This is a genomic window from Kordia aestuariivivens (assembly GCF_014397005.1).
GTDB lineage: Bacteria > Bacteroidota > Bacteroidia > Flavobacteriales > Flavobacteriaceae > Kordia > Kordia aestuariivivens.
In genome coordinates this window covers 36,073-60,213 of sequence record NZ_JACGWS010000022.1, presented here as the reverse complement: position 1 = coordinate 60,213, position 24,141 = coordinate 36,073, and the positions used below count along the sequence as shown (strand labels likewise).

The 24,141-nt window shown below is 33.8% G+C and carries 19 protein-coding genes; 14 read left to right on the top strand and 5 right to left on the bottom strand.

Annotated features, from left to right (window positions below; translation table 11 throughout):
- Positions 1-171: 171 nt before the first annotated feature.
- Together H2O64_RS23200 and H2O64_RS23195 are read right to left on the bottom strand one after the other, a co-directional pair.
- Complete coding sequence (locus H2O64_RS23200; protein ID WP_235983015.1) at positions 172-1,590, bottom strand: B12-binding domain-containing radical SAM protein; 1,419 nt, start codon at positions 1,588-1,590, stop codon at positions 172-174.
- A 31-nt stretch (positions 1,591-1,621) separates the two neighbouring features.
- Positions 1,622-2,362, bottom strand: coding sequence for a glycosyltransferase family 2 protein (locus H2O64_RS23195; protein ID WP_187564633.1), 741 nt, complete (start codon positions 2,360-2,362; stop codon positions 1,622-1,624).
- Between the two features lie 169 nt (positions 2,363-2,531).
- On the opposite strand from H2O64_RS23195, the gene H2O64_RS23190 reads away from it, so the two are divergent.
- The 6 genes from H2O64_RS23190 (at position 2,532) to H2O64_RS23165 (ending at position 9,338) form a co-directional block, all read left to right on the top strand.
- Positions 2,532-3,899: an ArnT family glycosyltransferase gene (locus H2O64_RS23190; RefSeq protein WP_187564632.1), complete on the top strand. Its 1,368-nt coding sequence runs from the start codon at positions 2,532-2,534 to the stop codon at positions 3,897-3,899.
- A 265-nt stretch (positions 3,900-4,164) separates the two neighbouring features.
- Positions 4,165-5,142, top strand: coding sequence for a polysaccharide deacetylase family protein (locus H2O64_RS23185; RefSeq protein WP_187564631.1), 978 nt, complete (start codon positions 4,165-4,167; stop codon positions 5,140-5,142).
- Between the two features lie 7 nt (positions 5,143-5,149).
- On the top strand, positions 5,150-6,076 hold the full coding sequence (locus tag H2O64_RS23180) for a GNAT family N-acetyltransferase (RefSeq protein ID WP_187564630.1): 927 nt from the start codon (positions 5,150-5,152) through the stop codon (positions 6,074-6,076).
- A gap of 2 nt (positions 6,077-6,078) precedes the next feature.
- Positions 6,079-6,942: an FkbM family methyltransferase gene (locus H2O64_RS23175; RefSeq protein WP_187564629.1), complete on the top strand. Its 864-nt coding sequence runs from the start codon at positions 6,079-6,081 to the stop codon at positions 6,940-6,942.
- Between the two features lie 205 nt (positions 6,943-7,147).
- The gene (locus H2O64_RS23170) at positions 7,148-8,206 is read left to right on the top strand and encodes a glycosyltransferase (RefSeq protein WP_187564628.1); all 1,059 of its coding nucleotides are present in this window, start codon (positions 7,148-7,150) and stop codon (positions 8,204-8,206) included.
- Positions 8,199-9,338, top strand: coding sequence for a lipopolysaccharide biosynthesis protein (locus H2O64_RS23165; protein WP_187564627.1), 1,140 nt, complete (start codon positions 8,199-8,201; stop codon positions 9,336-9,338). Before H2O64_RS23170 ends, H2O64_RS23165 begins: the two co-directional genes overlap by 8 nt.
- A 219-nt stretch (positions 9,339-9,557) precedes the next feature.
- Here H2O64_RS23165 and H2O64_RS23160 read toward each other — a convergent pair whose 3' ends face one another.
- Positions 9,558-10,391 (bottom strand): 2OG-Fe(II) oxygenase, encoded by an 834-nt coding sequence (locus H2O64_RS23160; protein ID WP_187564626.1) that lies wholly within the window; start codon positions 10,389-10,391, stop codon positions 9,558-9,560.
- A gap of 101 nt (positions 10,392-10,492) precedes the next feature.
- Between H2O64_RS23160 and H2O64_RS23155 the strand changes: the two genes are divergently transcribed.
- The 4 genes from H2O64_RS23155 to H2O64_RS23140 all read left to right on the top strand — a co-directional run bounded on the left by H2O64_RS23155 (position 10,493) and on the right by H2O64_RS23140 (position 16,415).
- Positions 10,493-11,569, top strand: coding sequence for an SGNH/GDSL hydrolase family protein (locus H2O64_RS23155; protein WP_187564625.1), 1,077 nt, complete (start codon positions 10,493-10,495; stop codon positions 11,567-11,569).
- A gap of 236 nt (positions 11,570-11,805) precedes the next feature.
- On the top strand, positions 11,806-12,462 hold the full coding sequence (locus H2O64_RS23150) for a hypothetical protein (protein WP_187564624.1): 657 nt from the start codon (positions 11,806-11,808) through the stop codon (positions 12,460-12,462).
- Positions 12,463-12,819: 357 nt separating this feature from the next.
- The gene (locus H2O64_RS23145; protein WP_235983013.1) at positions 12,820-13,680 is read left to right on the top strand and encodes a sensor histidine kinase; all 861 of its coding nucleotides are present in this window, start codon (positions 12,820-12,822) and stop codon (positions 13,678-13,680) included.
- A 209-nt stretch (positions 13,681-13,889) separates the two neighbouring features.
- Entirely contained in the window at positions 13,890-16,415 is a 2,526-nt protein-coding gene (locus tag H2O64_RS23140) for a DEAD/DEAH box helicase family protein (protein ID WP_187564622.1), read from the top strand.
- Between the two features lie 88 nt (positions 16,416-16,503).
- Here H2O64_RS23140 and H2O64_RS23135 read toward each other — a convergent pair whose 3' ends face one another.
- Positions 16,504-18,114, bottom strand: coding sequence for a glycosyltransferase family 39 protein (locus H2O64_RS23135; RefSeq protein ID WP_187564621.1), 1,611 nt, complete (start codon positions 18,112-18,114; stop codon positions 16,504-16,506).
- A complete protein-coding gene (locus H2O64_RS23130; protein WP_187564620.1) occupies positions 18,111-19,232 on the bottom strand; it encodes an SGNH/GDSL hydrolase family protein in 1,122 nt (373 codons plus the stop codon). Before H2O64_RS23130 ends, H2O64_RS23135 begins: the two co-directional genes overlap by 4 nt.
- Before the next feature lie 350 nt (positions 19,233-19,582).
- Here H2O64_RS23130 and H2O64_RS23125 point away from each other — a divergent pair, with 350 nt between their 5' ends.
- The 4 genes from H2O64_RS23125 to H2O64_RS23110 all read left to right on the top strand — a co-directional run bounded on the left by H2O64_RS23125 (position 19,583) and on the right by H2O64_RS23110 (position 24,130).
- On the top strand, positions 19,583-20,299 hold the full coding sequence (locus H2O64_RS23125) for a class I SAM-dependent methyltransferase (protein ID WP_187564619.1): 717 nt from the start codon (positions 19,583-19,585) through the stop codon (positions 20,297-20,299).
- Between the two features lie 263 nt (positions 20,300-20,562).
- Positions 20,563-21,633: a radical SAM protein gene (locus H2O64_RS23120; RefSeq protein WP_187564618.1), complete on the top strand. Its 1,071-nt coding sequence runs from the start codon at positions 20,563-20,565 to the stop codon at positions 21,631-21,633.
- Between the two features lie 2 nt (positions 21,634-21,635).
- Positions 21,636-22,610 (top strand): SGNH/GDSL hydrolase family protein, encoded by a 975-nt coding sequence (locus tag H2O64_RS23115; protein ID WP_187564617.1) that lies wholly within the window; start codon positions 21,636-21,638, stop codon positions 22,608-22,610.
- Positions 22,610-24,130: a B12-binding domain-containing radical SAM protein gene (locus H2O64_RS23110; protein ID WP_187564616.1), complete on the top strand. Its 1,521-nt coding sequence runs from the start codon at positions 22,610-22,612 to the stop codon at positions 24,128-24,130. Before H2O64_RS23115 ends, H2O64_RS23110 begins: the two co-directional genes overlap by 1 nt.
- Positions 24,131-24,141: the final 11 nt, after the last annotated feature.

Below are 24,141 nucleotides of genomic sequence, written 5' to 3'. Positions count from 1 at the left end.
AGCGAAGCGATCCAAAAGCGAAGCGATCCAAAAGCGAAGCGATCCAAAAGCGAAGCGATCCAAAAGCGAAGCGATCCAAAAGCGAAGCGATCCAAAAGCGAAGCGATCCAAAAGCGAAGCGATCCAAGAGATTCCCGCCTACGCGGGAACGAGTCCAAAAGTGAAGCGCGTCTAGGCCAATTGTTGTTTCTTAAAAAATTTGTCTACAATTTTCTTCTCCAAAGGAATATTAAAATATTTATGCTTACAACGCCATCTTGCTAATAATTGCAATGGTTTGTAAATCGCTTTTTGATTTGAATAAGCAAATTTTAAGTAAAACTTGAACTTCTCAAAGAAATCATATTTCTCTTCACTTACCCAAGGTCCTGACGAACCTACAAAATCAAAGTCAGACCATTCATGAACGGTTTCAGGTAACTTGTAACCATCTTTCACTACGTTTTGTGTAATGGTAGTTCCTGGATACGGTTTAAAGTAAAAAATTGGCGTGTGGAAGTTTGGATGCATACTGTTCAATTCCAAGGCAACTTTTACGGTTTCTCGAATACTTTCATCCGTTTCTTCTGGGAAACCAACAATAAACGGAAATTGCACTGCGATGCCTAAATCTTTACAACGCTCCGCACACATATATACTTGTTCAATTTTAATATCTTTTTTGAGCCAATTCATCATTTCTTGCGAACCAGATTCTACTCCGATTAACAAACGTCGCAATCCAGATTTTGCACAAATTTTGAAATCTTCAACCGACATTCTCGAACCTTGATCCGCACGCATGGTTGCTGCCCACGTAAAATTCAATCCTTTTTCAATCATACGTTCCGAAACTTCAATCACACGATCTCTATATGTAAAATAGGTTTCATCCTGAAGGTTCAAATCTGTAAACTGATATTTTTCGTGCAATGCGGCCAACTTATTCACCATTATTTCTGGTGAAATTGCAGTCCATTTTCTATTATATACAAAAGGATCAGCACAAAACGTACATCTAAAATAACAACCTGTTGATGAAATATAATCGAGTTGTCTTCTTCCTTTCTTTTCAAAATATTTTTCAACATCAATTAACTCGTAATTAATATCTGCAAACGTGTCCATCGCTACAATAACGCGTGGTGGATTTTTTATAATTTCGCCTTCATCATTTCGGTAACAAATTCCTTTCACTTCAGAAATATCACCTTTCGCTGCATAAATTTCAACCAATTCGTGAAACGTATCTTCTCCCTGTCCTTGCGCCGTTACATCAATACAAATTTCATCAATCAAAGTTTGCTTTGGAAATAAAGAAGTGTGCCATCCGCCCCAAATTACGGGAAGATCTTTACGCATCTTTTTAACAGCTTGCGTTACTTTCAAAGCATCTTTAATAGGTCTTCCTGTTAAAACACTTGTTCCAAAACACAATGCATCATCAATATGTTCTGCAATGGTTTCTAATGGATTTTCATCAATACGACCATCTACAATAATGACTTCATATTTTTCAGGATCGAGAACAGAACCAATGGCTAACAATGCCAAAGGCATGTCAAAAAATACGGCTATTGGATTGTATAGAAGAATTTTATGCTTTTTCAAAACGGGTGCTAATTTTTGTTAAAGATACTGACTATTTGAATATTTGAAACGATCGAATTTTCTTTTTATGTAAAAAATATTGAACGGAGACTTTTAAAACGCCCAAACCATACGTCATACTACGTTGAAAATTGATGGAAGAACTTTCTTCTGAATAGGTAGTTGGGCAGGTTATTTCAGCGATTTCAAAACCTTTTGAGAAAATTTGACACAACATTTGATTGTCAAAAATGAAATCGTCCGAATTGTGTTCTAAGTTTAATGCATTTAATACTTCCGCAGAAAAAGCTCTGAATCCTGTGTGGTATTCGGATAACTTCTGACCAATTAATATATTTTGAAACAAGGTCAAAAACCGATTTGCAATATATTTATACATTGGCATGCCGCCGCGCAACGCGCCTTTTCCTAAAATCCGTGATCCCATAACCACAGGATACACATCATTTGCAATTAAATACGCCATGGAATGAATCAATTTTGGCGTGTATTGATAATCTGGATGCAACATGATAATAATATCGCCTCCTAGCGATAAAGCTTTTTTATAACAGCTTTTCTGATTCCCACCATATCCTTTATTCTGCTCATGTTTTATAACATGTTTAATTCCTAACTCTTTCGCAACTCGAAGTGTTTCGTCGGTACTATTATCATCTACCAAAACCACTTCGTCTACAATATCAAACGGAATTTCTTCGTAGGTTTTTTGTAGTGTTTCCGAAGCATTATAAGCAGGAAGAACAACGATAACTTTTTTAGTATTGATCATGAATGTTGACTTAATTGCGCTCAAAACGCAAAAAATAATAGTATTCTTTTACGATCGACAATTTAACAACTATATTTATATACGCAAAACAAAATCAATATTGAAAGCTTCTAAATTAACAACTTTTTTTTACCAGAACTTGACGCTTTTGTTCATTCCACTTCTTTTAATGTTCGCATTGAGAATCGTTGGTTTTGATGGCTTGTACGGGCAAGATTCGTATGAATATTTACGCTACACAAACGCCATTCAAGAATACATGACAACTGGAGTTCATCCTGGGAATTATTTTTGGCCGGTTTTATATCCGACGTTGGGAAGTCTATTAGGTTTTCTTTTTGGAAGCACGGCTTTTGCCTTGCAATTTATAAGTTGTTTAAGTTTCTCAATAACATGTGTATTCACGTTAAAAACAATTCGATTACTGTATCCAAAAGTAAAATTTAGCTTCTTTTACGTGTTGATTTTTGCCGTTTTCTGTCCATTTCTATTAAAAATGGGATTGATTGTGATGTCAGACGCATTAGCGTTAGTTTTTGTCGTATTAGCGTTCTATTTCTTTTTTAAATCATACATTAAAAACACAAGCCTTGCGCCTATTTTTATCTTTGCAACCTGTGCGTTGATGACACGCTATGCTTCACTTTTCATCACATTTCCGATCATAATTTACGCGTTGTATTTAGTGTTTAATAGAAGAAAAATTAAGCAATTTAGTCTTGCAGTAATCTTAAGTTTAATTGTGGCAATTCCGTTTCTTATTTTCCAATGGGGCGCATTATTTGAAGCTTCTTCCAATTCATTTTTAAAAGCTTGGTCGTTTGGAAATTATTTCAAATCAAGTTTCACCACTGGAGACGGCGCGTCCAATTTTACGTCCCCAAATTTGATGTATACACTCTATGTATTCTTTCATCCTGGATTTATCTTTATTGGATTTATTTTGAGTTTAATTACACTTAAGAATTATAAATTACTGGATGAGTTTCATCAAAAAATATTGATGATTTGTAGCGGATTATACATTTTCTTTTTAGCTGGAATTCCATTTCAAAATCCGCGCGTGCTCGGTTTGGTTTTTCCGCTGATATTAATTTTACTATTTCCCGCTTTCGCAAGATTGATGCACGTAAAATTGATCAAGCGTTTTTTTATTCCCATCGGAATTGTCTGTGTAGGATTGCAATTGGTCTTTTTCTCGATGACTTTCCACTTGATTTTTTCGCGAACAATTACAGAAAAAGAAATCGCAACAATGATTCAACCGTATCAAGGTGCGACATTATATAGTTTTGATGTAGATTTGGCAATGCAAGGTCGCGGACTCGATTTTGAGTATAAAAATATGTTCATGGAACGCTATAAAAAGTTCAATAAAAACGATTTAATTCTGTTCGATCCAGCACGTTATAAAGTACAATGGAAAGATAAAACGCCCATGTTAAACTGGGGATTTATTGAACAGAATTACGAATTAAAAATTTTAGAAACACATTCGGAAGGATGGAAATTATATCAAGTTGAGACTAAGAAGTAACATTATATATTATAAAGAAATACAAGACGTCAGTTCGAGTGTTTTATTGGAATGAAATGAAGATAAAATGTATCGAGAACAGCTTTTGAGCATTAATTTTCGTTCTAGCTTAAAAGTACTTCTCGATACAATTTTTCCTTGAAAAATCACTCGAAGTGACGTGTTGAAAAATAAAATAGTAAAAAAATCGAATCACATTTTAGTATGAACTCACTGTGTTTACAGAATAACATCAAAATCTAAAATACCAAAAAGTATGCTTTGGATGCGTATCAAATATCGGTTAGGATTAGTGTACAAAATCATTTTGTTTAAACTTGGTTTTGGCAAATTGCTTTTGAAAGATCGCTATGGCGAACGCATTTTAGTCTATCACGGAATTGATGAAGTTGGCGAAACAAAATACAACAGTCGCTTTATCTCAAAAGTATTCTTTGAGGAATTTATCAAGTATATTACCACACATTATAATGTAATTTCTCTAGATGATTTCTATCAGAAAAAATTCAAAAAAGACACCTTAAATATTGCCATTACTTTTGATGATGGCTATTTGAATAATTACACATATGCAGTTCCGATTTTAGAAAAATATAAGGTTCCTGCGTGTTTCTACATTACAACTATTCACGAAAAAGCGCCGTATTTATGGGCAGATTTTCTCGATTTAGTTTCCTATCATACAGAAAAAGAAGAAATTATTTTTGAACGGAATTTGTATAAAAAAAGCGCTAAAAGAGAATTCATTTGGAATGGGATTTCCATGAAAAATGTCGCAAAAGCATTGCCGTACGAAGTTTTAAAATTGATCTATGAAGTGTTTGAAGATGACTGGAAAGCTTTGCCGCCAAAAGACGTTGAAGACTATTGGAAACTCATGAACGCGAAACAAATCAAAGAAATTGCAGACAATCCATTATTCACAATTGGCGCGCACGGCGAAACACACGCAAGCTTGGTTGATATTCCATTGGAAGCTGCAAAACGTGAAATTTTAACGAGCAAACAACAACTCGAAACCATTTGCAAGCAACCAATTACGGAGTTTGCATTTCCGTTTGGGTATTACACTAATGAACTTGCTGAGTATTGTCATGAGATAGGTTTTGAACGCTTATTATTGGTTGATTACAATACAAAAGAAGATGCTAAAAATGAAACATCTCAAAACCGATTTGTAATGAATCCGTACATTTCCATGGAACAACAATTGGCGTGTTTGTTAAAAGGTTCTTACTTTTAGAAAATATATGTTATACAAAGAAATATACCGTCTTAAACGTGTTGACAACAACGATTTTCCAGCTATTAAAGAGCTTTTTTGGAAAGTCTTTAAAAAGAAAGTCACGCTCAACTATTTGCAAAACAAATACAACACTTCTTATGTTGGCGTCAATTACATCTGTAGCATTGCATATTGCGATGAAATTCCGGTGGCTTTTTATGGTGCAGTTCCACAAAAATTTAAGAATACTGATCGTGAAATTTATGTAGCACATGCCTGCGATTCGTATACGCTCCCAAATCATCAACGAAAAGGATTGCATAACGCATTGGCAACATTTGCGTATGAAATTATGAAAGAAAACGACATGAAATATGTGTATGCCTTTCATAGTGAAAATACGCATCGTAGCACAAAAAAATTAGGTTGGAAAGAACACGAACGTTTGCAACGATTTCACATAAAAGTAAACACACTTCCAATCGGGAAAGTATTAAATAAGTTGCGTCGGAATCATTTTTATGATGTTTTTTTCAAACAAAAAGTTTCTCTAGAAGCGATTGAAAAGTTAAATGCTGAACATAAAGAAAAGTATCAAATACAATTCACAAACGACTTTATCGATTATAAAAATAGTTTCAAAAGTCATCATTGTGTTGAACTAGAAGGCTGTGTTTTTTGGTTAAAAATTCAAGCAATTGCTCATGTTGGAAAGTTTTATGCGCCATCTGCGGAAGCGTTACAAAAAGCCATCAAAAAGTTGAAACGAAAAGCATTTTTCTTAGGAATCACAGAATTTTTATTTCAAGTTGATGCAGATTCTACCATGGCAAAACAGTTGCAAACCATTACGCAACCTAAAGAATCTTGGTTGGTTGGTTATTTAGATTTTGATCCTGAAATCGATTTAAAAGACTTTATATTTACCTATTCAGATTTAGACACTTTTTAAACATGGAAGTTCAGCTTAAAAATCATACATTTCAAATTGATCCGGGACAAAATAAACACTATTGGACGCATATTAATTCCACAGATTGGGAACCGCATACGTTTGCTATTTTTGATCATTTCGTCACTAAAAATTCGGTGGTTTTAGACATTGGTTCTTGGAGCGGCGTTTTAACATTATATGCCGCAAAAATCGCCAAAGAAGTGCATGCGCTCGATCCAGATCCGGTGTGTTTTCATGAATTGGAGACGAATGTTGGGTTGAATCCGGCTGTAGCCGAAAAAATAAAAACATACCAAACTACCATTTCAAATACTAAAGAAACCTTGCGTTTGTCTGCGCGTGAAGCGTATGGAGCTTCGTCGACAAGTATTTTATCGCGAAAGCGTGACACAGAAAATTCAGTAGAAATAGAAACAGTTTCGCTGCTCGATTTTGTAGAAACAGCACAAATTAACAACGTAGATTTTATAAAAATGGACGTGGAAGGTGCTGAGTTTCAAATTTTACCAACGATTGGAAAAGCCTTAGAAAAATTAAACTATCCAACATTATATGTATCGTTTCATTATGATTTTTTAAACGAACATTTATACAATAAAAATATTCCTTCGGGCTTTTTAAACAAAGTGTTGATGCGACTCGAAAATACGTTTGGATTTTCGTTATTTAAACGTCGAATTCGAAAGGAAATCGCCAATTTGTATGACGATGTAAAAGCGTATGCATACATTTATAAAACGGACGGCACATTGATTTCGCTTGAAGATTTACAGCGAAATCCTGAATTGATTAAAGAAACGGATTTGGTGTTTACGAATGTGGAATGGAACACTTCGGCTCCGCTCAGTGTAACAAAGAAGTAATAGCAAAACGTCAGTTCGAGTGATTTTCTGTCATATCGAGCGCAGTCGAGATAGATAGAAAATTGTATCGAGAACATTTTGAAACTATGAGTTGTTCTCGATACATTTTATCTCCATTTCATTTCGATAAAACACTCGAACTGACGTTTGGAAAAAACATAAAGGGTTGAAAATTAATTAATATTAGATTCCCGCATGCGCGGGAATGAAAAAATTGAACAAAAATAACCAACATATCGTATTTTTAACACCAGGTTTTGCGGAGTCTGAGGAAGATTCTACGACAATTCCAGCGTTGCAAGTGTTTCTGAAAAGTATTCGAAAAGCTTTGCCTAATGCTAAATTAACGTTGCTTGCATTTCAGTTTCCGTTTACTAAAAAAACGTACGATTGGCATGGTATTGAAGTGATTCCACTGAATGGACAAAATAGACGTTTGAAGAAATTGCAAACCTGGCGAAAGGCTACAAAAACACTCAAAAAACTGCACAAAACGCAAAATATTGACACCATTCATAGTTTTTGGATTGGCGAATGCTCTAAGGTTGGACAACGATTTGCGGAAAAACACAGTATCAATCATGTCGTAACTGTGATGGGACAAGATGCTTCTATTGAAAATTCGCATGCGAAGAATTTGATACATTCCAACGCAAAAATGGTGACACTTTCCAAGAATCATCATGCAGCACTATTGAAAACATATAATTTGGAATCTACTATTATTCCGTGGCATTTGGATGTTGCTGAGTTTCCCGAATTACAAGAAAATGCCATTGATATTTTAGGTGTTGGATCGTTGAATACTGTCAAGAATTATTCAGATTTCATCGAGATCATTTCAGCTTTAGCAAAAAAACATAAAAACCTCAACGTTGCTATTATTGGCGATGGCGCATTGCAAAACGAACTCGAAATACAAATTCAAAATTTAGGCTTAGAAAATACGATCACACTTCTTGGAAAACTACCAAGAACCGAAGTTTTGAAGAAAATGGCACAATCAAGGATTCTATTACACACAAGTTCGTACGAATCGTTTGGATTTGTGTTTTTGGAAGCATTGTACTCAGGAATGCAGATTGCTTCATACGATGTTGGACTTGCCAAAGCTTCTAAAAACTGGCATGTTGGTGAAAGTGAAATTGAACTGATTGAAGCCTGCGAAAGCTTACTTTCAGCGCAAAATGACGCAAAAAAACGTGTTGAATTAAGTTCAGAAAAACAATCTATTAATGCGTATCTAAATTTGTACCATGCGTAGATTGATCACCATAGGAATGAATACAATTCAAGGGTTTGCAAGTCCTGCATTTAACTTTTTGATTGTGGTTTTTGGTGTAAAAGTTTTTGGAAAAGCAGATTGGGCAAGTTTGATCAACGTGATGCTATGGGTTTTCTTTGTATCGTTCCTTTTAGGCTGGGGAAATAGAGATCATTTACTCCGAAAATACAGTCAAGAACCAGGACAAATGTATCATGCTTTTTTCAGTAATTTCTTATCGAGAAGTTTGTTGTTACCTTTTGCCTTATTGTTATTGTTATTTTTTCCTTTCAATATTTCCCTTTGGGCAATTTTACTTGTGGTGCTCACTTTTAGTTATGCTTCACTAAGCACTTTGGTTGTGTATCATCAACGGTTTAGTGCGCAATTAGTCGCAGAAATTGTAGCATTTGGAATCATTTTCGGAAGTATTTTTTACTTTGAAACATTTGATTTAGAAACATTTTTGCAACTATATGCGCTGGCAATTACGGTTAAATTATGCTTGTTGAGTGTACAATTGAACTTTTGGAAAGAATCATTTTCTGCCACGATTTCTATTCAAGAATTTAAAGCAGGGTTGCCTTTTTTCATTCTCGGACTCAGCGGCTGGTTGGTTTCAAAAGTAGATATTTATGTGGTTGATTTTTACTTAGAAAAATCGCAATTAGCCGAATATCAATTACTCATTACTGCTTTTTTAATGTTGCAAGCCATGGCAGCATATATTACCATTCCGTTTACCAAACATGTGTATCGTGTTTCTGATGAAGTTGTGCAAAAGATGAAATATAAGTTATATGCTGCTGCATTTCCATTAACTATTTTGGGCGGATTTGCTATTTGGTTTGTGATGGAATATTTTGTGGAATTAGGTTTCAGTTACGAATATTATGTAGTTGGCGGATTGATCGCGTTGCCTTGTTATTTCTACACATTGAATATCATGGAACTCATGAAAAACCATAAAGAGCGCACCATTATTTACATTAGTTTCTTTGGCTTTTTTGTAAACATAAGCTTGATTTTCTTCTTGATAGAAACTTACGAAATTTTTGGTGTTTTGCTCAGCGTTTGTATTACACAATGGCTTGTGATGATAATATATAAGGTGTTTCGGAGGTTTGGCTAAAAACGTCAATTCGAGTGGCTTTTTCGTAATGAAATGAAGAAAAATTGTATCGAGAATCATTTACTTTTCAAAGTAGATCTCGATACTAATTTGTTTCACAAATTCATTCGATCTGACGGATAGTTAAACGATTAAATCATTCTGAAATCAAAAGCGTTGCAAATCTAAAAATCCAAGAGCAAAGCGATACTAAAGCGAAGCGTAACTAACAATCTAAACTTACTTCTTCTTTCGAAAGAAATTCAACACTTTACTCACAAAATCATCATTGATGCCTAATGTTCCTTTGAGCCAGGTGTAAATCGCAATCATTTTTTTGTCGAGCCAAATAAAAACGGCTTTGAAACCATCATTTGGACGTGCACGATAATTGGTTGCTCTTCGTCTGAAAGAACCAGTTTTTTCTTCTGTGAAGTAATACAATGCAATTGATTTTCGCGTTACATCATCCGGACATTGTATCGGATCGGGAAAACCGTGATACGAATCTTCATCCGTGTTAAAAATAACAATTCGGTTAAAAACCGGTTCCACTTTTACAGCACATTTCGACATGTCTTTATCCCACAATTCCAACGCGCCACCATACGAAGTTTCCCAGTTTTTATTCAAATAGACCAATACATTCACACGACGTCGCCACGTTTTTTTGTGTGGATGCACGGTAAAATCTGCATGAATATTCAAATAGCCTCCATTTTCACTTTGATGAATTCCGCCGCCTTCAATTGTAGTATCGGGCAATAAATTGTCAATTCCCGTAAGGTTTTCAAGATATGTAATGAATTCGGGCGAGTTTAATTCTTTGATAATTCCATCACGAATAAACTCCGGAATTAAATCTAATTTGTTGAGTCCATGCTTTTTTTCGTTCACATGCACATAATGAATCCAACCAGCATCTTGAATCTTTGGAAACACTTCTAACGCTTTTTCAGCTGCAGCAGTTTCTAAAAAATCATCAGCCACCATATACGGATACGGTTGCGCGTTTTGATACTTTTCAGTATCCGTTGCTAACGTTGTATTCCATTTTGAATAATCAAAAATCATTGAATTGTTTCCTTGTATTTATGGCATAAATGTAGTAAAAAATAAAGAAGCTGTATTTTGTTTGTTATATATTTTTAGTTCCTTTGTTTTAAATTATAGTAATGAAAAGATTACGTCTGTTGCTTATTAATTTTTGTGTGCTAATTGGTTTATTGCTTATTGTAAGTATTATAACTTATTTTATAGCAGCACATAGAATACAGTCGTTTTTTGAAATGACTGGACCAAACCAAGTTGCATACCTACAAAAGGATTCTTTAGCGATGTTTGTTCACATTCCTGATATAAAGATTTACGATAATTGGGGAACACCACAACAAAAATTAACCACCGAGCGAAGAACTAACAATTTAGGGTTTAGAGAAGACGATGATATCGTTGAAAAGCAACAAAACGAATATCGTATTTTGGTTACAGGCGATTCGCATACAGATGGCGTTTTAAAACACAATCCGCAATCGTTTGTAAATGTTTGGGAAGAAAAACTGAATGCTTCGGATAGTATTTCTTATTATAATTGTATTAATGGCGGTGTTGGTTATTATACGTTTAGAAACTACTTAGGTTTTCTTAAAAAGTATAAGCATTTAAAACCCAACATGTATGTTATCAATGTTTTTACGGGAAATGATTTTAGAGAAGCTCCCATTTTTGAAGATGATAGAACGAATGTTGCCAACGTTTTTAAAAACACCTATACACGCCTTAAAAAAAGGTTTTATAGTGCAGAAAAAAAAGCGATTCCTTTTACCCAAGGAATTGAACAAACCTTATACTTTTATTCTTTCCCAGGCGAAAAGGAAAAATCTTTGAATCTGGCAAAAAAATACATGTTGAAAATCAAAGAATTATGTGCACAAGAAAATATTCAGCTTGTTGTTACTTTATTACCTTCCAAAATAGAAACCAATCCCGCATTTAAGTCCAAAATACAGTCATTATTTAACTTAGATACTTCAGCCATTAAAGCTAATGAAAAGCTTACCAATGAGTTTATAGAATGGCTAAACACGGAACATATTGTCAACATTAATTTGAAAGCGCCATTGGAGCAAGCTACTGAAAAAGTATTTTGGGACGAAGATTTACACATCAACCCAAAAGCGCATCGTATTATTGGGGAATTTTTGTTTGAAAAGGTTTTGCTTTCGACTCTACACAAGCATCACATTCAATAAAAAATTTTGATTAACGATTGAAGTTTTTAGATATCATTACAAGGAAGTGTCACATCGAGCATTATCGAAATCAAAATATATTTTGATTGAAAATACCTAGCGCAGCTATCGAGATGTGTCACATCGAGCGGAGTCGAGATGCTTTTTATCTTTAGGATTAAAATCATAAATAAATACGAATCACTACATTGCACACAAGTAGAAGAAAGTGAATGTATATTAAAAAATTAAAGCGCATGAAAAAAGCAATCCTATTTTTAGCAATCGCAGTATTTTCTTTGCACCTTTTTAGCTGTAAAACGGAACCCAAAAAAGCAGTAGACACTAAAACAGAGCAAGAAGTTGTTGTGGAAGAAAAAGAAGAGCTTGTTGAAGAAAATCAACATGCTGACAGAGAACCAACAGATGATGAAATTAGCGAATATGGAATTATTAAAAATATAGAAGATGCACAATATCCAATGTTTATCCTTACGGTTGAATTTCCTGAAAGACAGACCAAAGTTGACTTTAATCTAAACGTAGAAACGATTTCTCAAACTGCTGCTCATTTGGTGAGTTTACAAGGAAAATATGCAACTATTTATTATACGGACACTTCAGAAAATATACTCATGGACATTTATTTTAATGGCAACACCTTATATGGAGAAGATGCACCCGCAGTAAATGATAGTTATAAAAACATTACAGGTGTATTGAGTGGCGCAGAAAAAGAAACCGCTGGCGATTTACCAAGCACGGTTTACATTACAGCTGCAAACGGCGAAAAAATGGCTTTTAAAGAATTTATCACAACAGAAATCGTTGCTAAAAATGAAAAAACTGTGACTGCTTATTATTATATGAACTATAATCAGACAATTACGTATTTGAAAAAGTCTGAAGATTAACGATTGTTATTTTTCTTTGCCACGAATTCACGAATGTTTTCTATTTTGTCATTGGTTTCGCTGAATCTTCGATTTACTAGGTGTCACATTGCACAAGTGTAATCTTTAGCTTACTTTTATGGAAAATAATGAATTTTAGATAAAAGTTCCTACCATATCTTAGCAAACCGACTAACAAATTAAAATTTTAAAACCTACTTTTAAATACACCTCATGAACTTTTCTAATTACGTTATAGCAGCGCTGATTCTTTTGGGAGCTTTCATTATGTTGATGAGTGCGAGGTACACACAAAAGATATTCAATATTCTTCCAAATAGCGAACTAAAAAGGAATTGGAAAAAGCTGCGTTTATTAATGTTACTATTCTTAGTTGGGTATTTGGTAGTAGCGGTTGTCGTTATTTTGGGTGAAACTGAATTACTCGCGTTCCTTTCGGGAGTGATCTTTTTTATGGGATCATTGTTTGTTTTTTTGGTAGTTCGTACCGGACTGGACAGCTTTACAAAACTAAAGGAACTCCACCAAAATTTGGATGATACCGAATTAAAGAACAAAGAGCTTGAACAGTTTGCCTATATAACTTCACATGACTTAAAAGCACCGTTGAGAGGAATTTCGAGTTTGGCTTCTTTTATAAAAGAAGACTTAGAAGCTGGCGAAACGGATGAAGTGCACAATCACATAGCAACCATGCAAAGCCGCGTGGAACGTCTCGAAAACTTAATTAATGGCATCTTGAATTATTCGAAAATTGGGAAAATTAAACTCGAATCTATTGACTTGAATTTAATGATCCGGGAAGAATTCAAAAATTACCAAAACGTACCAACTATAAATTTCACAACCAAAGGAAAACTTCCCATCGTCAATGGAGATAAGGTACAGTTATCACAACTCGTCTCAAACTTGATCAGCAACGCCGTAAAATACAATGACAAAGACGTTTGTGAAATTTGTGTTTCAAGTACCGAAAAACCAGAGTCTTATGAAATTACATTTGAAGACAATGGACCTGGCATTATTCCTAAATATCATCAAAAAATCTTTGAAGTATTTCAGACACTCACTGAAAAAGACACGTATGAAAGCACCGGAATTGGGCTTGCCATCGTAAAAAAGATTATTGAAAAACACCAAGGAAAGATTAAGATAGAATCTAGTGGTACACTTGGTGCAAAGTTTATTATTTCGTATCCGAAAGTGTTGCGACGGTAGGGTTTATTTTACTACTTTTTGTCATTCCTGCGAAGGCAGGAATCTACTCGATTCTAGTAACCTTAATAACTAGAAATTTTTCTTAATTATACTTCATTTTTAACGTTTTAAGCACCAATTACGGGAAACCACATTGCACAGGTGTAACCTTTAGCTTACTTTTATGAAAAATCTTTACATATTGTTAAGTAAAATTTTACAAAATATAAATGGTAGACTTTAGAAAAAGACTTAATAAGTCAGAAATTGAAAAGAAAACAAATCCAATAGAGATATACGACTCATTGGATAGAAGAAGTATTGCAGGACCATTGAGACCAGCTCAACATAAAATTCTTTCTGAATGGTATGAATCTCGGAAGAATCAGAAAGATTTAATTATTAAACTACATACAGGAGAAGGAAAAACTTTAATTGGCCTTTTAATACTTCAATCAAAAATTAATTCTGACGAAGGTCCTTGTCTATTTATTTGCCCAAATATTTATCTCGTTCAACAAGTAAGAAGAGACGCAAAAAAATTTGGAATAAGTTACTGTACAATTGGTGAGGATAACTCTTTACCTAATGAATTTATTGATGGAGAAAAAATGCTGATAACTCATGTTCAGAAAGTTTTCAATGGTAAAACTATTTTCGGATTGGGAAATGACTTTATTTATGTTGAGAACGTGATTTTAGATGATTCTCACGCTTGTATTGATTCTATTCGAAATACTTTTACAATTAGCTTAGATAATGAACACTCTGCTTATAAAAAATTATTTGAACTTTTTAGAGATGCGCTTCCTGAACAAGGAGAAGGTACATTTCTAGAAATTGAGAATGGAGATTATAATTCTTTTTTACCAATACCATATTGGAATTGGATTGAAAAATCAGAAGAAGTCCTTCAAATACTTTCTAATTATCGAGAAGAGCTATCGATAATGTTTTCTTGGCCATTCATAAAGGATAGCATAAAAAATTGTCAAGCATTTATTTCTGGTCAAAATATAGAAATCACACCAATACATATTCCTATTGAAAAATTCTCATCATTTCATAAAGCTAGTCAAAGAATATTAATGTCAGCTACAACACAAGATGATTCATTTTTCATAAAAGGGCTTGGATTTAATTCAGATGCAATTAAAAATCCGTTAGACAATCCAAACCAAATATGGTCAGGAGAGAAAATGCTTGTTATTCCTTCACTAGTAGACGAAAGTTTGGATAGAGATAAAATGGTTAATACTCTAGCTAAACCATCTGACAAAAATTATGGGGTAGTTTCTTTAGTTTCTTCATTTAGTAAATCAAAAACTTATGAAAACCTTAAGTCTATTGTTCCAAAATCTAATGAAATTTCTGCGGCAGTTGACCATCTAAAAAAAGGAAAGTTTAAACAAACTATTGTTTTCGCTAATAGATATGATGGTATCGACTTACCAGATGAGACTTGTAGAATTCTAGTATTAGATGGGAGACCTTTTTTCTACTCTCTTTCAGATAGATATGAGGAATCAAATCGAATGAATAGTGACTCTATCAACATCAAAATTGCTCAAAAAATAGAGCAAGGTTTGGGTAGGAGTGTAAGAGGTGAAAAAGATTATTGTTTAATACTTATAATTGGAGCTGATTTAATAAGATTCATCAAGAGTTCAAGAACCAATAAATACTTCTCACCACAAACCAAACAGCAAATTGAAATTGGTATGGAAATAGCTCAAATGGCATCTGATGAAGTTTCGAGTGATAATGAGCCATTTGAAGTTGTAAAGTCTCTTATGAAACAAAGTTTGCAACGAGATGAAGGTTGGAAAGAGTTTTACAAAGAAGAAATGAATAAAATTCAGCCAAATAATTCTTCAAGTAAAATATATAATGTTTTAACATTAGAAAGAAAAGCAGCTGTGATGAACTACGCAGGAGATTATGAAAAAGCCAGCGATTTAATACAGCAAATAATTGACAATCATTGTGATGATGATAGTGAAAAAGGATGGTATCTGCAAATAATGGCTAGGTACAAGTTTTTACAAAGTAAAACAGATTCTAATAGTCTTCAAAAAAGTGCATTTCTTAAAAACAACGAACTACTAAAACCTAGCGAAGGAATTACTTATAAAAAATTAGAGTATGTTAATGAAAATAGGACTAAACGAATTGTAGATTGGATAAAAAATCATAAAAACTTTGAAGAATTGATGTTATCAGTTGAAGAAGTACTATCCGATTTAGAATTTGGAACAACTGCTGAAAAATTTGAGACAGCTTTAAAAGAATTAGGGTTAATGCTTGGCTTCTTAAGTGAAAGACCAGATAAAGAATTCAAAAAGGGACCTGACAATTTATGGTGTGGAGTAGGGAATCAATATTTTATTTTTGAATGCAAAAGCGAAGTAAACGTTGAAAGACAAGAAGTGAATAAAAATGAAGTCGGTCAAATGAATACTCATTCAGGATGGTTTGAAAATCAATACAACGATTCGCCAGTAAAAAGAATACTAATAATACCTACTAAAACTGTTTCTTATCACGCTGATTTCACACATAAAGTTGAAATATTGAGAAGAGGTAAACTAAGAAATCTGAGAAATAGTGTAAAAGGTTTTTTTAAAGAGTTCAACAAATATGAGATAGATTCACTTTCCGATGAAAAAATTCAAGAATTTATTAATGCACATAAATTAGACATAGATAATTTATTAACTGAGTATTCTGAAAAATACTATAAAAAAACGAGTTAAAAAACCGCTGCCAACAATATTAACCATTATAAAACTCAATATATAAAAGCCCTTTTCGGGGCTTTTTACTTTTTTAAAAAACTACCCACTACTCCACCAACTCCAAATCCTCAACCAAATACATAACACCATCACCAGGCAACCAACGTGAATACCTATATTCCTGAATCACTTGTTCGTCTTTGTTGGGTTTAAAAACCAGTTTGTAAATCGGCGTAACGCTTTCCCACCATTTTTCTTTTTCTTCCGAAAAGAAATTCCATGTGACATATTCTACGCCACCATTAATGTGATTTTTGGGAATTCCTAAATCTGTAAGTTCGCTGAGTGCATTCCAACGAACGCGATTCCACGATAAATAATCGTGCGTTGCAGCAACTGAAAACCAAGTGAGCAATCCGAGAAAACCAAACGCGAAATATTGATAGATTTTTTGAGGAACTTTTTGTGAATTCGTACCGATAAAAACAATCGCAATGGGAAACAACGGCAATAAATATCTGTCATATACGCCAACAATTAAAAATGGCGTTAAATACACGACATAAAACACAAACGATAAGACAACGATTGGCGAAATTGCTTTTTTCTTGAAGGTAGAAACTATAATTGTTCTGATATTGAAAAGCAACACAACACTCGAAAACACACCAATTACCGTGACGATTTGCCAAAACAATTCAGGCGCGCGTGGCGACGGACTTGTGGTAAAGTTTCCTGCGTGATCGGCTAATGTAGTGGGTCCAACACCGAAATCAATCCAAATGTTATCTAGGCTTGGTAATACTTTTCTACTTTTAATTAAAAATGCGGTGACCAATAGTGTCCAAATAATAGCTGAAATTTTATAGCCTTTAAACTTGTACCGATTGAAATATATCAAATGAATTGGCGCTAATAAAAACCCTAAATACGCCATACATCGAAAGAAATATGATATCGAATTAATGATGATTACTTTATCAACATGGAAGATACTATCTAGCATCAAATTGAACTTGGAATTGTAACGTTCTTGCAACAAATCATTCGATTCCATAATGTATGAAAACACCAACGAGAAGACAAATAAAATTGCTAAAGGTGCCATTGCTTTCGCGAGATGTTGCACAGTTCGTTTTTTCGTCAGCAACACCGTTATCAACCAAACAATCGGGAAAACCCACGCCAATTGTCGAATGAGAAATGCCCAACAACAAAAGAAAACTGCCCAATACATCGGTTGCCAATTATCGGTTTTAATTGCTTTCGCGAAAAAGTAAAATGCCCAAATAGTGACGCAATAAAAAGGAATATCCGTCATAAACGAAAACGACAACGAGAGAAATATCGGATTCATCATGCATAAAATCGTTCCGAACAATGTCATCCAACGCGAAACATTAGCAAGTTTGCAGAGTTCGTAAATTCCGAGAATTGTCGCGAATCCCATGACTAAGGTAGAAAAGCGCAAAACGGTGAACGAAAACCCAAAGACTTTGGTAAAGAAATAGCCCCAATATACGTGTCCAACCAAGGTCATTTCTCCCCAATTATAGAGTTTCAAATACCCATCTTCTAGTAAAGTTTTGACAGATTTTCCATAGCACCAATCGTCATTCAGTGGGAAATCGCCCATCGGATTTATGATTGCGATAATGACCAACCACAAAAGCAGCAACCCAAGTTGATCTTGGTGTTTTTTGAGGAAGTTGATCATTTTTTATAATACGTAAAATAAGATTCAATATGCTTTTTCGCGAATGCATTTCCAGCTTCACTCCAATGTCCATCACAGGATAAAAACAAGGCTTCGTACTCTTCCGTTGTAAAGCTTTCTGTTTTTGGTAACAAGTCTAAATATTCAACATTAATACTGTCACAAACCGCTTTCAAGCGTTCTCCAAGCGAGTTTTTTCCGTGTTCGCGATACGCTTTGATTTCTTTTTCAATCGGAATGCTATAGATCATTACTGGGCGATCTCCCGCCAGTTTTTTAATGACTTCTATCGAATAGCGCATGCGATTGAATTGTTTCTCTGTATAATTGAAATAGCTCGGCACTTTGGACGCGTCTAACAATTCATCTTGTGGAATTGCTTTTACCCTGCGCATCACACGTAAATAGCGATACATATTGTATGAATTGGTAAAATTCTTTAATGTTTTATGAATAAATCCTTGCTTTCGTGGTCGCGCTTTTGACTTCTGAATACTATCTGTATGATATTCCAATTCATAGTTAGGATAAGTACCATTTAAAAATGGCTTGTACCGATCGCCAGCAACTTTTAACGCAATTTCGTAATCGTCATCAATAAAATCATTGGAAGGCAAAATTCCCACTAAAACGGCTTCATGCGAATATTTTCGCGCAAGCGTTTTATACAACATAAAATATTGCGTTGGTCCAAAATTCCCTGCCAAACCAAAATTCAAATGTGGAATGTTTTTATCTTTTTCTAACAGGTTTGTCAATCGATCTTCTAGATTCACACCAATTCCTTCTGTAAATGAATCGCCTAAAGCAACTACTCTTTTAGTGTTGCTAATAACTTCTCGTTCTACATCGCGAAAGCCTTTCGAATTTGATGTATACACCACATCAAAGCAATACTTTTTCTGTCGATATTCATCATTTGGCAAATGCAGTGTTCCGAAGTCTTCATTCAAATCAAACCAAAAATTCTGGGTATTTTGAAACGTATACGTTGGTAATTCTATTTTAACTTCTGCCACGCGAATGTAAATAGCGAGTACAATTTCGAGTAAAACAAATGTAATCCCGAAAATAATAATCAGGTTTTTGAGTGGTTTAAAAACGTACTTTTTAAGCAAAATATTTCTTTTGATAATTGGTGTGTCCAAAACAAATATACAATCTCTCTGAAAAGATGCTGTATGAAACATAAAAAATAAATACGATATAAATTTACTTTTAAGTAGTTACACTATTCTAAATATTAATTTTGGTTAAAGCTACAGAAAAGTATTCTAGGACTAAGATCTGGAGGTTACTATAAAAGGACATGCGATTATTGGAAACTTTCCTTTTAAAAATATTGAAATGAGGTATTAATCTTTATAAAAGTTTTGCATAGATAAGCCAAAAAAAATATTACTTTTGACATTATCACAGTTATGATAATACCATTTCTAAGATTAATCTCACCACAACAAGTATTGATTTGATTTTTTTAAAAAAACCATACAAAACGCTCCATAAGGATTCTTTTCTACAAAGAATTAATTCGACAGTAATTGGCGAAGGCATGCTTCATGAAGGCAATATATATTTAATGGATTATGCGATCCAAAATATGCCAAATGAAGGTATTATTTTCGAAATAGGATCATATGCTAGTTTATCGACCAATGTGATGTTACATTTATTAAATAAACATAACAAAAAACACCTTTTCATAGGTTGTGATGCATGGGTTTATAAAGGTTTTAAAGATCATGAAGGAACCATCCGTAATCATATAGACGGCAGCGATACTATAACTAGAACAGCGTATGCAGCATATATAAAAAATGCATTTATTAATGCTATAAATTTACTGCATCCAAACACAAAACCTTACACGTGTCATTTAACTTCTGATGCTTTTTTCAAAAATTGGAACACCACTAATGAATTTACAGATGTTTTTGATAGAGCATTTAGTATCCATCAAGAGATTTCTTTTTGTTATATTGATGGGAATCACTCCTACGAACAAACAAAAAAAGACTTTGAAAACGTAGTTTCAAAATTAAAATTGAATGGATTTATTTTAATTGATGACTCTGCGAAATATATGAATTTTGGGAGCGCAAAATTTATAAAAGAGATTAAAAAGAATGTTAGGTTTAAAATAATAGATAATAATCCCAATTATTTAATTCAAAAAATAAAGTGATAAAATTCATACATGTTTTATCTATTTTAAATTTGAACGGTTTTAAAAACACTCTTTTTGAGTAAAATAGTTCTTTTGATGATTGATCTACAAAAACAAACATACAGTGTCTGTAAAAAGAATCTTAAAGAATGATAAAAAAATTGAATGTTATTTAGACTTACTCTAAGTAGCTATATGATTTTATCAATTTAAAATGTAAATTTAAATACGAATTTTGCTATTTGATTTGTAATTTTACAATTTCGCAGGAAAAAGACACCATGAACATATCTACTTTAAAAAAAGGCAATAAAAAGCTACTGCCAAACAAATATATGTTTGCGCCTGAGTGGATTATTTTGGGAGTGAATAATGTATGTAATTTACATTGTAAAATGTGTGATGTTGGAACGAAGAATTTGGATTCTAATTTTGCGCAAAATTTAGTAGGAACACATCCAATTAATATGCCATTACCATTGATTGAAAAAATTATTGATCAAATGGCAAATTACTACCCTGATTCAAAATTAGCATATGCATTTACCGAACCGTTAGTATATCCGCACTTAGAAGCTTCTTTACAATACGCCAAACAAAAAGGAGTTGCATGTGCTATCACTACAAACGCGCTTACACTAAAACACAAAGCAAAAATTGTGGCCGATAGCAATATATATATTTCACTAGATGGTCCGCAAGATATTCATAACGAAATTAGAGGTCATAAAAAATCATTTCAAAAAGCCATAGAAGGCATAGAAGAAGTTTTGACAATCAATCCGAATGCGACAATTGGTGTTTTTTGCGTAATTACCGAGTGGAATATTGGCTACATGAACGAGTTTTTAGACTTTTTTAAAGACTATCCATTGCAGCAAATCGGATTTATGCATTCAAACTTTGTAGAACAACGTGTTGCAGATGCACACAATGAAATTTGGGCAAATTCATATCCGGCAACGGCTTCAAATACAGATGAAGTTAATATTGACAACTTCGATTTGGATGTGCTTTGGGATGAAATTGCCACGATAAAATCTAAAAATTATAAATTTCCTGTGAGTTTTTCTCCCGAAATTACTTCAAAAGAAAAGCTCCACGAATATTACGATAAATCAGAAATTAGAATTGGAAAAATGTGTAATGATGTTTTTACCAATGTCATGATTAAATCGGACGGAAGTGTGATTCCTGCACATGGTAGATGTTACAATTTAGAACTAGGAAACATATACAAAAAAAACTTAAAACAAATTTGGAATGGACGTGTTTTAGCAAAATTCCGTTCCGCCTTATCAAAAAATGGAGGTTTATTGCCTGCATGCAGCTGCTGTTGTAATTCTTTTTAAGTATGAAACAATTAAAATTTAAAATTATTTCGATCGGAATTGGGCTTTTACTCAGTGCTTTTTTGGGCGAAATGATTGCTAGAGTGTACTTTTTTGGCGGCGCGGCGTTTTCATATTCACGTACGAACTCGTTTGGAATTTTAGACAATGCTGGATTATTGAAATATTCAGATTCAGATGATTTAGTATATGAGTTACTTCCAAATTTAGATACAAAATACAAGTTAGCCGATTTTCACACAAATGCAGAAGGTTTCCGCGATCGGAATCATGAAGTTGCTTCGAATGCTAAAAAAATTGCCATTTTGGGCGATTCATTTACCATGGGAACTGGCGTGTATGAAGAAGATATGTATGTAGCACAAACAGAAAATTTGTTAAACGAGGAAGATCAAAACACAAATTACGAAGTGTTCAACTTTGGAGTTTCTGGCTATGCACTGACAAATTATAAAACAATCTTGGAACGTAATGCGCTCAAATACAATCCAGATTTGGTTGTGATTGGCTTTTGCGCTTCTAACGATCATTATAGAATTGGAATCGATTTTTCTATGGATGATTTTATCATCAAACCGAAGAAAAATGTGTTTTGGGATTCATATTTAAAGAAATTATTAAAAATTAAGCTCAGTCCTAAAACGCCTGAACCTGTTTCTTATGAAACTGAACATGTACAATATATTGACAAACAGTTTCAAGGTTTTCAAGACATTTTCACCAAAAATAATAGCAAAGGACTCGTTTTTTATATGGATCTCGTTTACGATCCGATTCGCGTACAAAAAGTAAAAAATTTAGCTGAAAAAAATAATTTACACTTTGTAGATGTTTCCGAGTTTTTTCAGGATAAAAACCTATTTAAGTACATTGTGAACGAATTAGACCCACATCCGAACGGAAAAGCCAACCAAATCTTTGCTGAGAAGCTTTCAAGTTATATTTTAGCAAATCGAAATGATATATTCAATAAGTAATGGGAAATAAGATCATCATATTCAATCCGAGAAGTGCCAATGCAAAGCATCGCTTACCAAATACTATTATTCAGGTTGGTGCTGCAATTCATGGAAAATATGACTATGTTTTTGTAGATGGAAACATGGAAACCGATCCTTGGGAAAAAATTTCTGGGTATTTTGCTACGGGCGAATTTAAGTATTTCTGTTTGACAGTGATGCCTGGTCCGCAATTGAAACAAGCGATTCCGTATGCAAAAAAAATCAAGGAATTGTATCCAGGTTCCATTAATATTTGGGGCGGTTATTTTGCGTCGAACCAATATAAACCCTGTATGAATTCTGGGTATGTTGATTATATTATCAACGGTCCTGGCGATAATACATTTCCGCAGTTATTAGATGTGTTGGAAGGAAAAAGTGACGAGAAACTCATGTTGATCCGGAACTTAATTTTCATGAATGATGAAGGTAAGATTGTGCAAACGGTGAAAGAAGCTTTGCTCGATCAAGATTCGTTACCACCATATCCGTACGAATATTTTAATACGTTTTATCCGTTAGAAAATTATTTGGCAAAGACATTTATGGGACGCAGAACGTTTGCGTATCATTCAAGTATGGGCTGTCCGTTTAGTTGTTCTTTTTGTGCGGTTGTCCCGATTTATAACGCAAAGTGGAAAGCAAAAGCTGCGCCAACGGTTTATAAAGACATAGAATATTTCAAACGCAACTACAATATTGACGCCGTAGAGTTTCACGATAATAACTTTTTTACGTCCAAAAAACGTGTGATGGAATTTTCCAAACTCGTTATTGATGATAATATTGAATGGTGGGGAGAAGGACGCATTGATACGATTAATAAATATTCGGACGAAGAATTGCGTTTGATGCGAAAAGCAGGTTGTCGCATGATGTTTTTGGGTGCAGAAACAGGAAACGACGAAGTGTTGAAGCAGATGAATAAAGGTGGAACACAATCGGGTCAAATGATCAAGGATTTTGTGAGACGCATGAAAGATGTGGACATTATTCCTGAACTTTCGTTTGTATTGGGCTTACCTGGACCAGACGAGAAAAAAGTATACGAACAGATTTTGTGGGATATTAACTTTATTCGCGAAATCAAATCGATCAATGCGGATGCTGAAATTATCATTTACTTATACAGTCCAGTGCCAACAGAAGGTTCTGAGTTGTATCAGCAAATTGTAGATGCAGGTTTTTCATTTCCAGAAACCTTAGAAGAATGGATTGAACCAAGTTGGGAAAAATTCGATTTACGAAGAAATCCTTTGACACCTTGGTTAAAACCGTATATGATTGATACGATTCAAAATTTTGAAACGGTGTTGAATGGGTATTATCCAACTGCTTCTGATTTTAGAATTAAAGGATACAAAAAATGGTTACTCAAATTAGTTTCGGGCTACCGTTTTAAATATGGTTGGTATAAATTTCCTTATGAAATTAAGGTTTTGCATAAAATTTGGAAATACCGTCAGCCAGAAATTGAAGGTTTCTATTCAGAATAATTTTCAGAAAT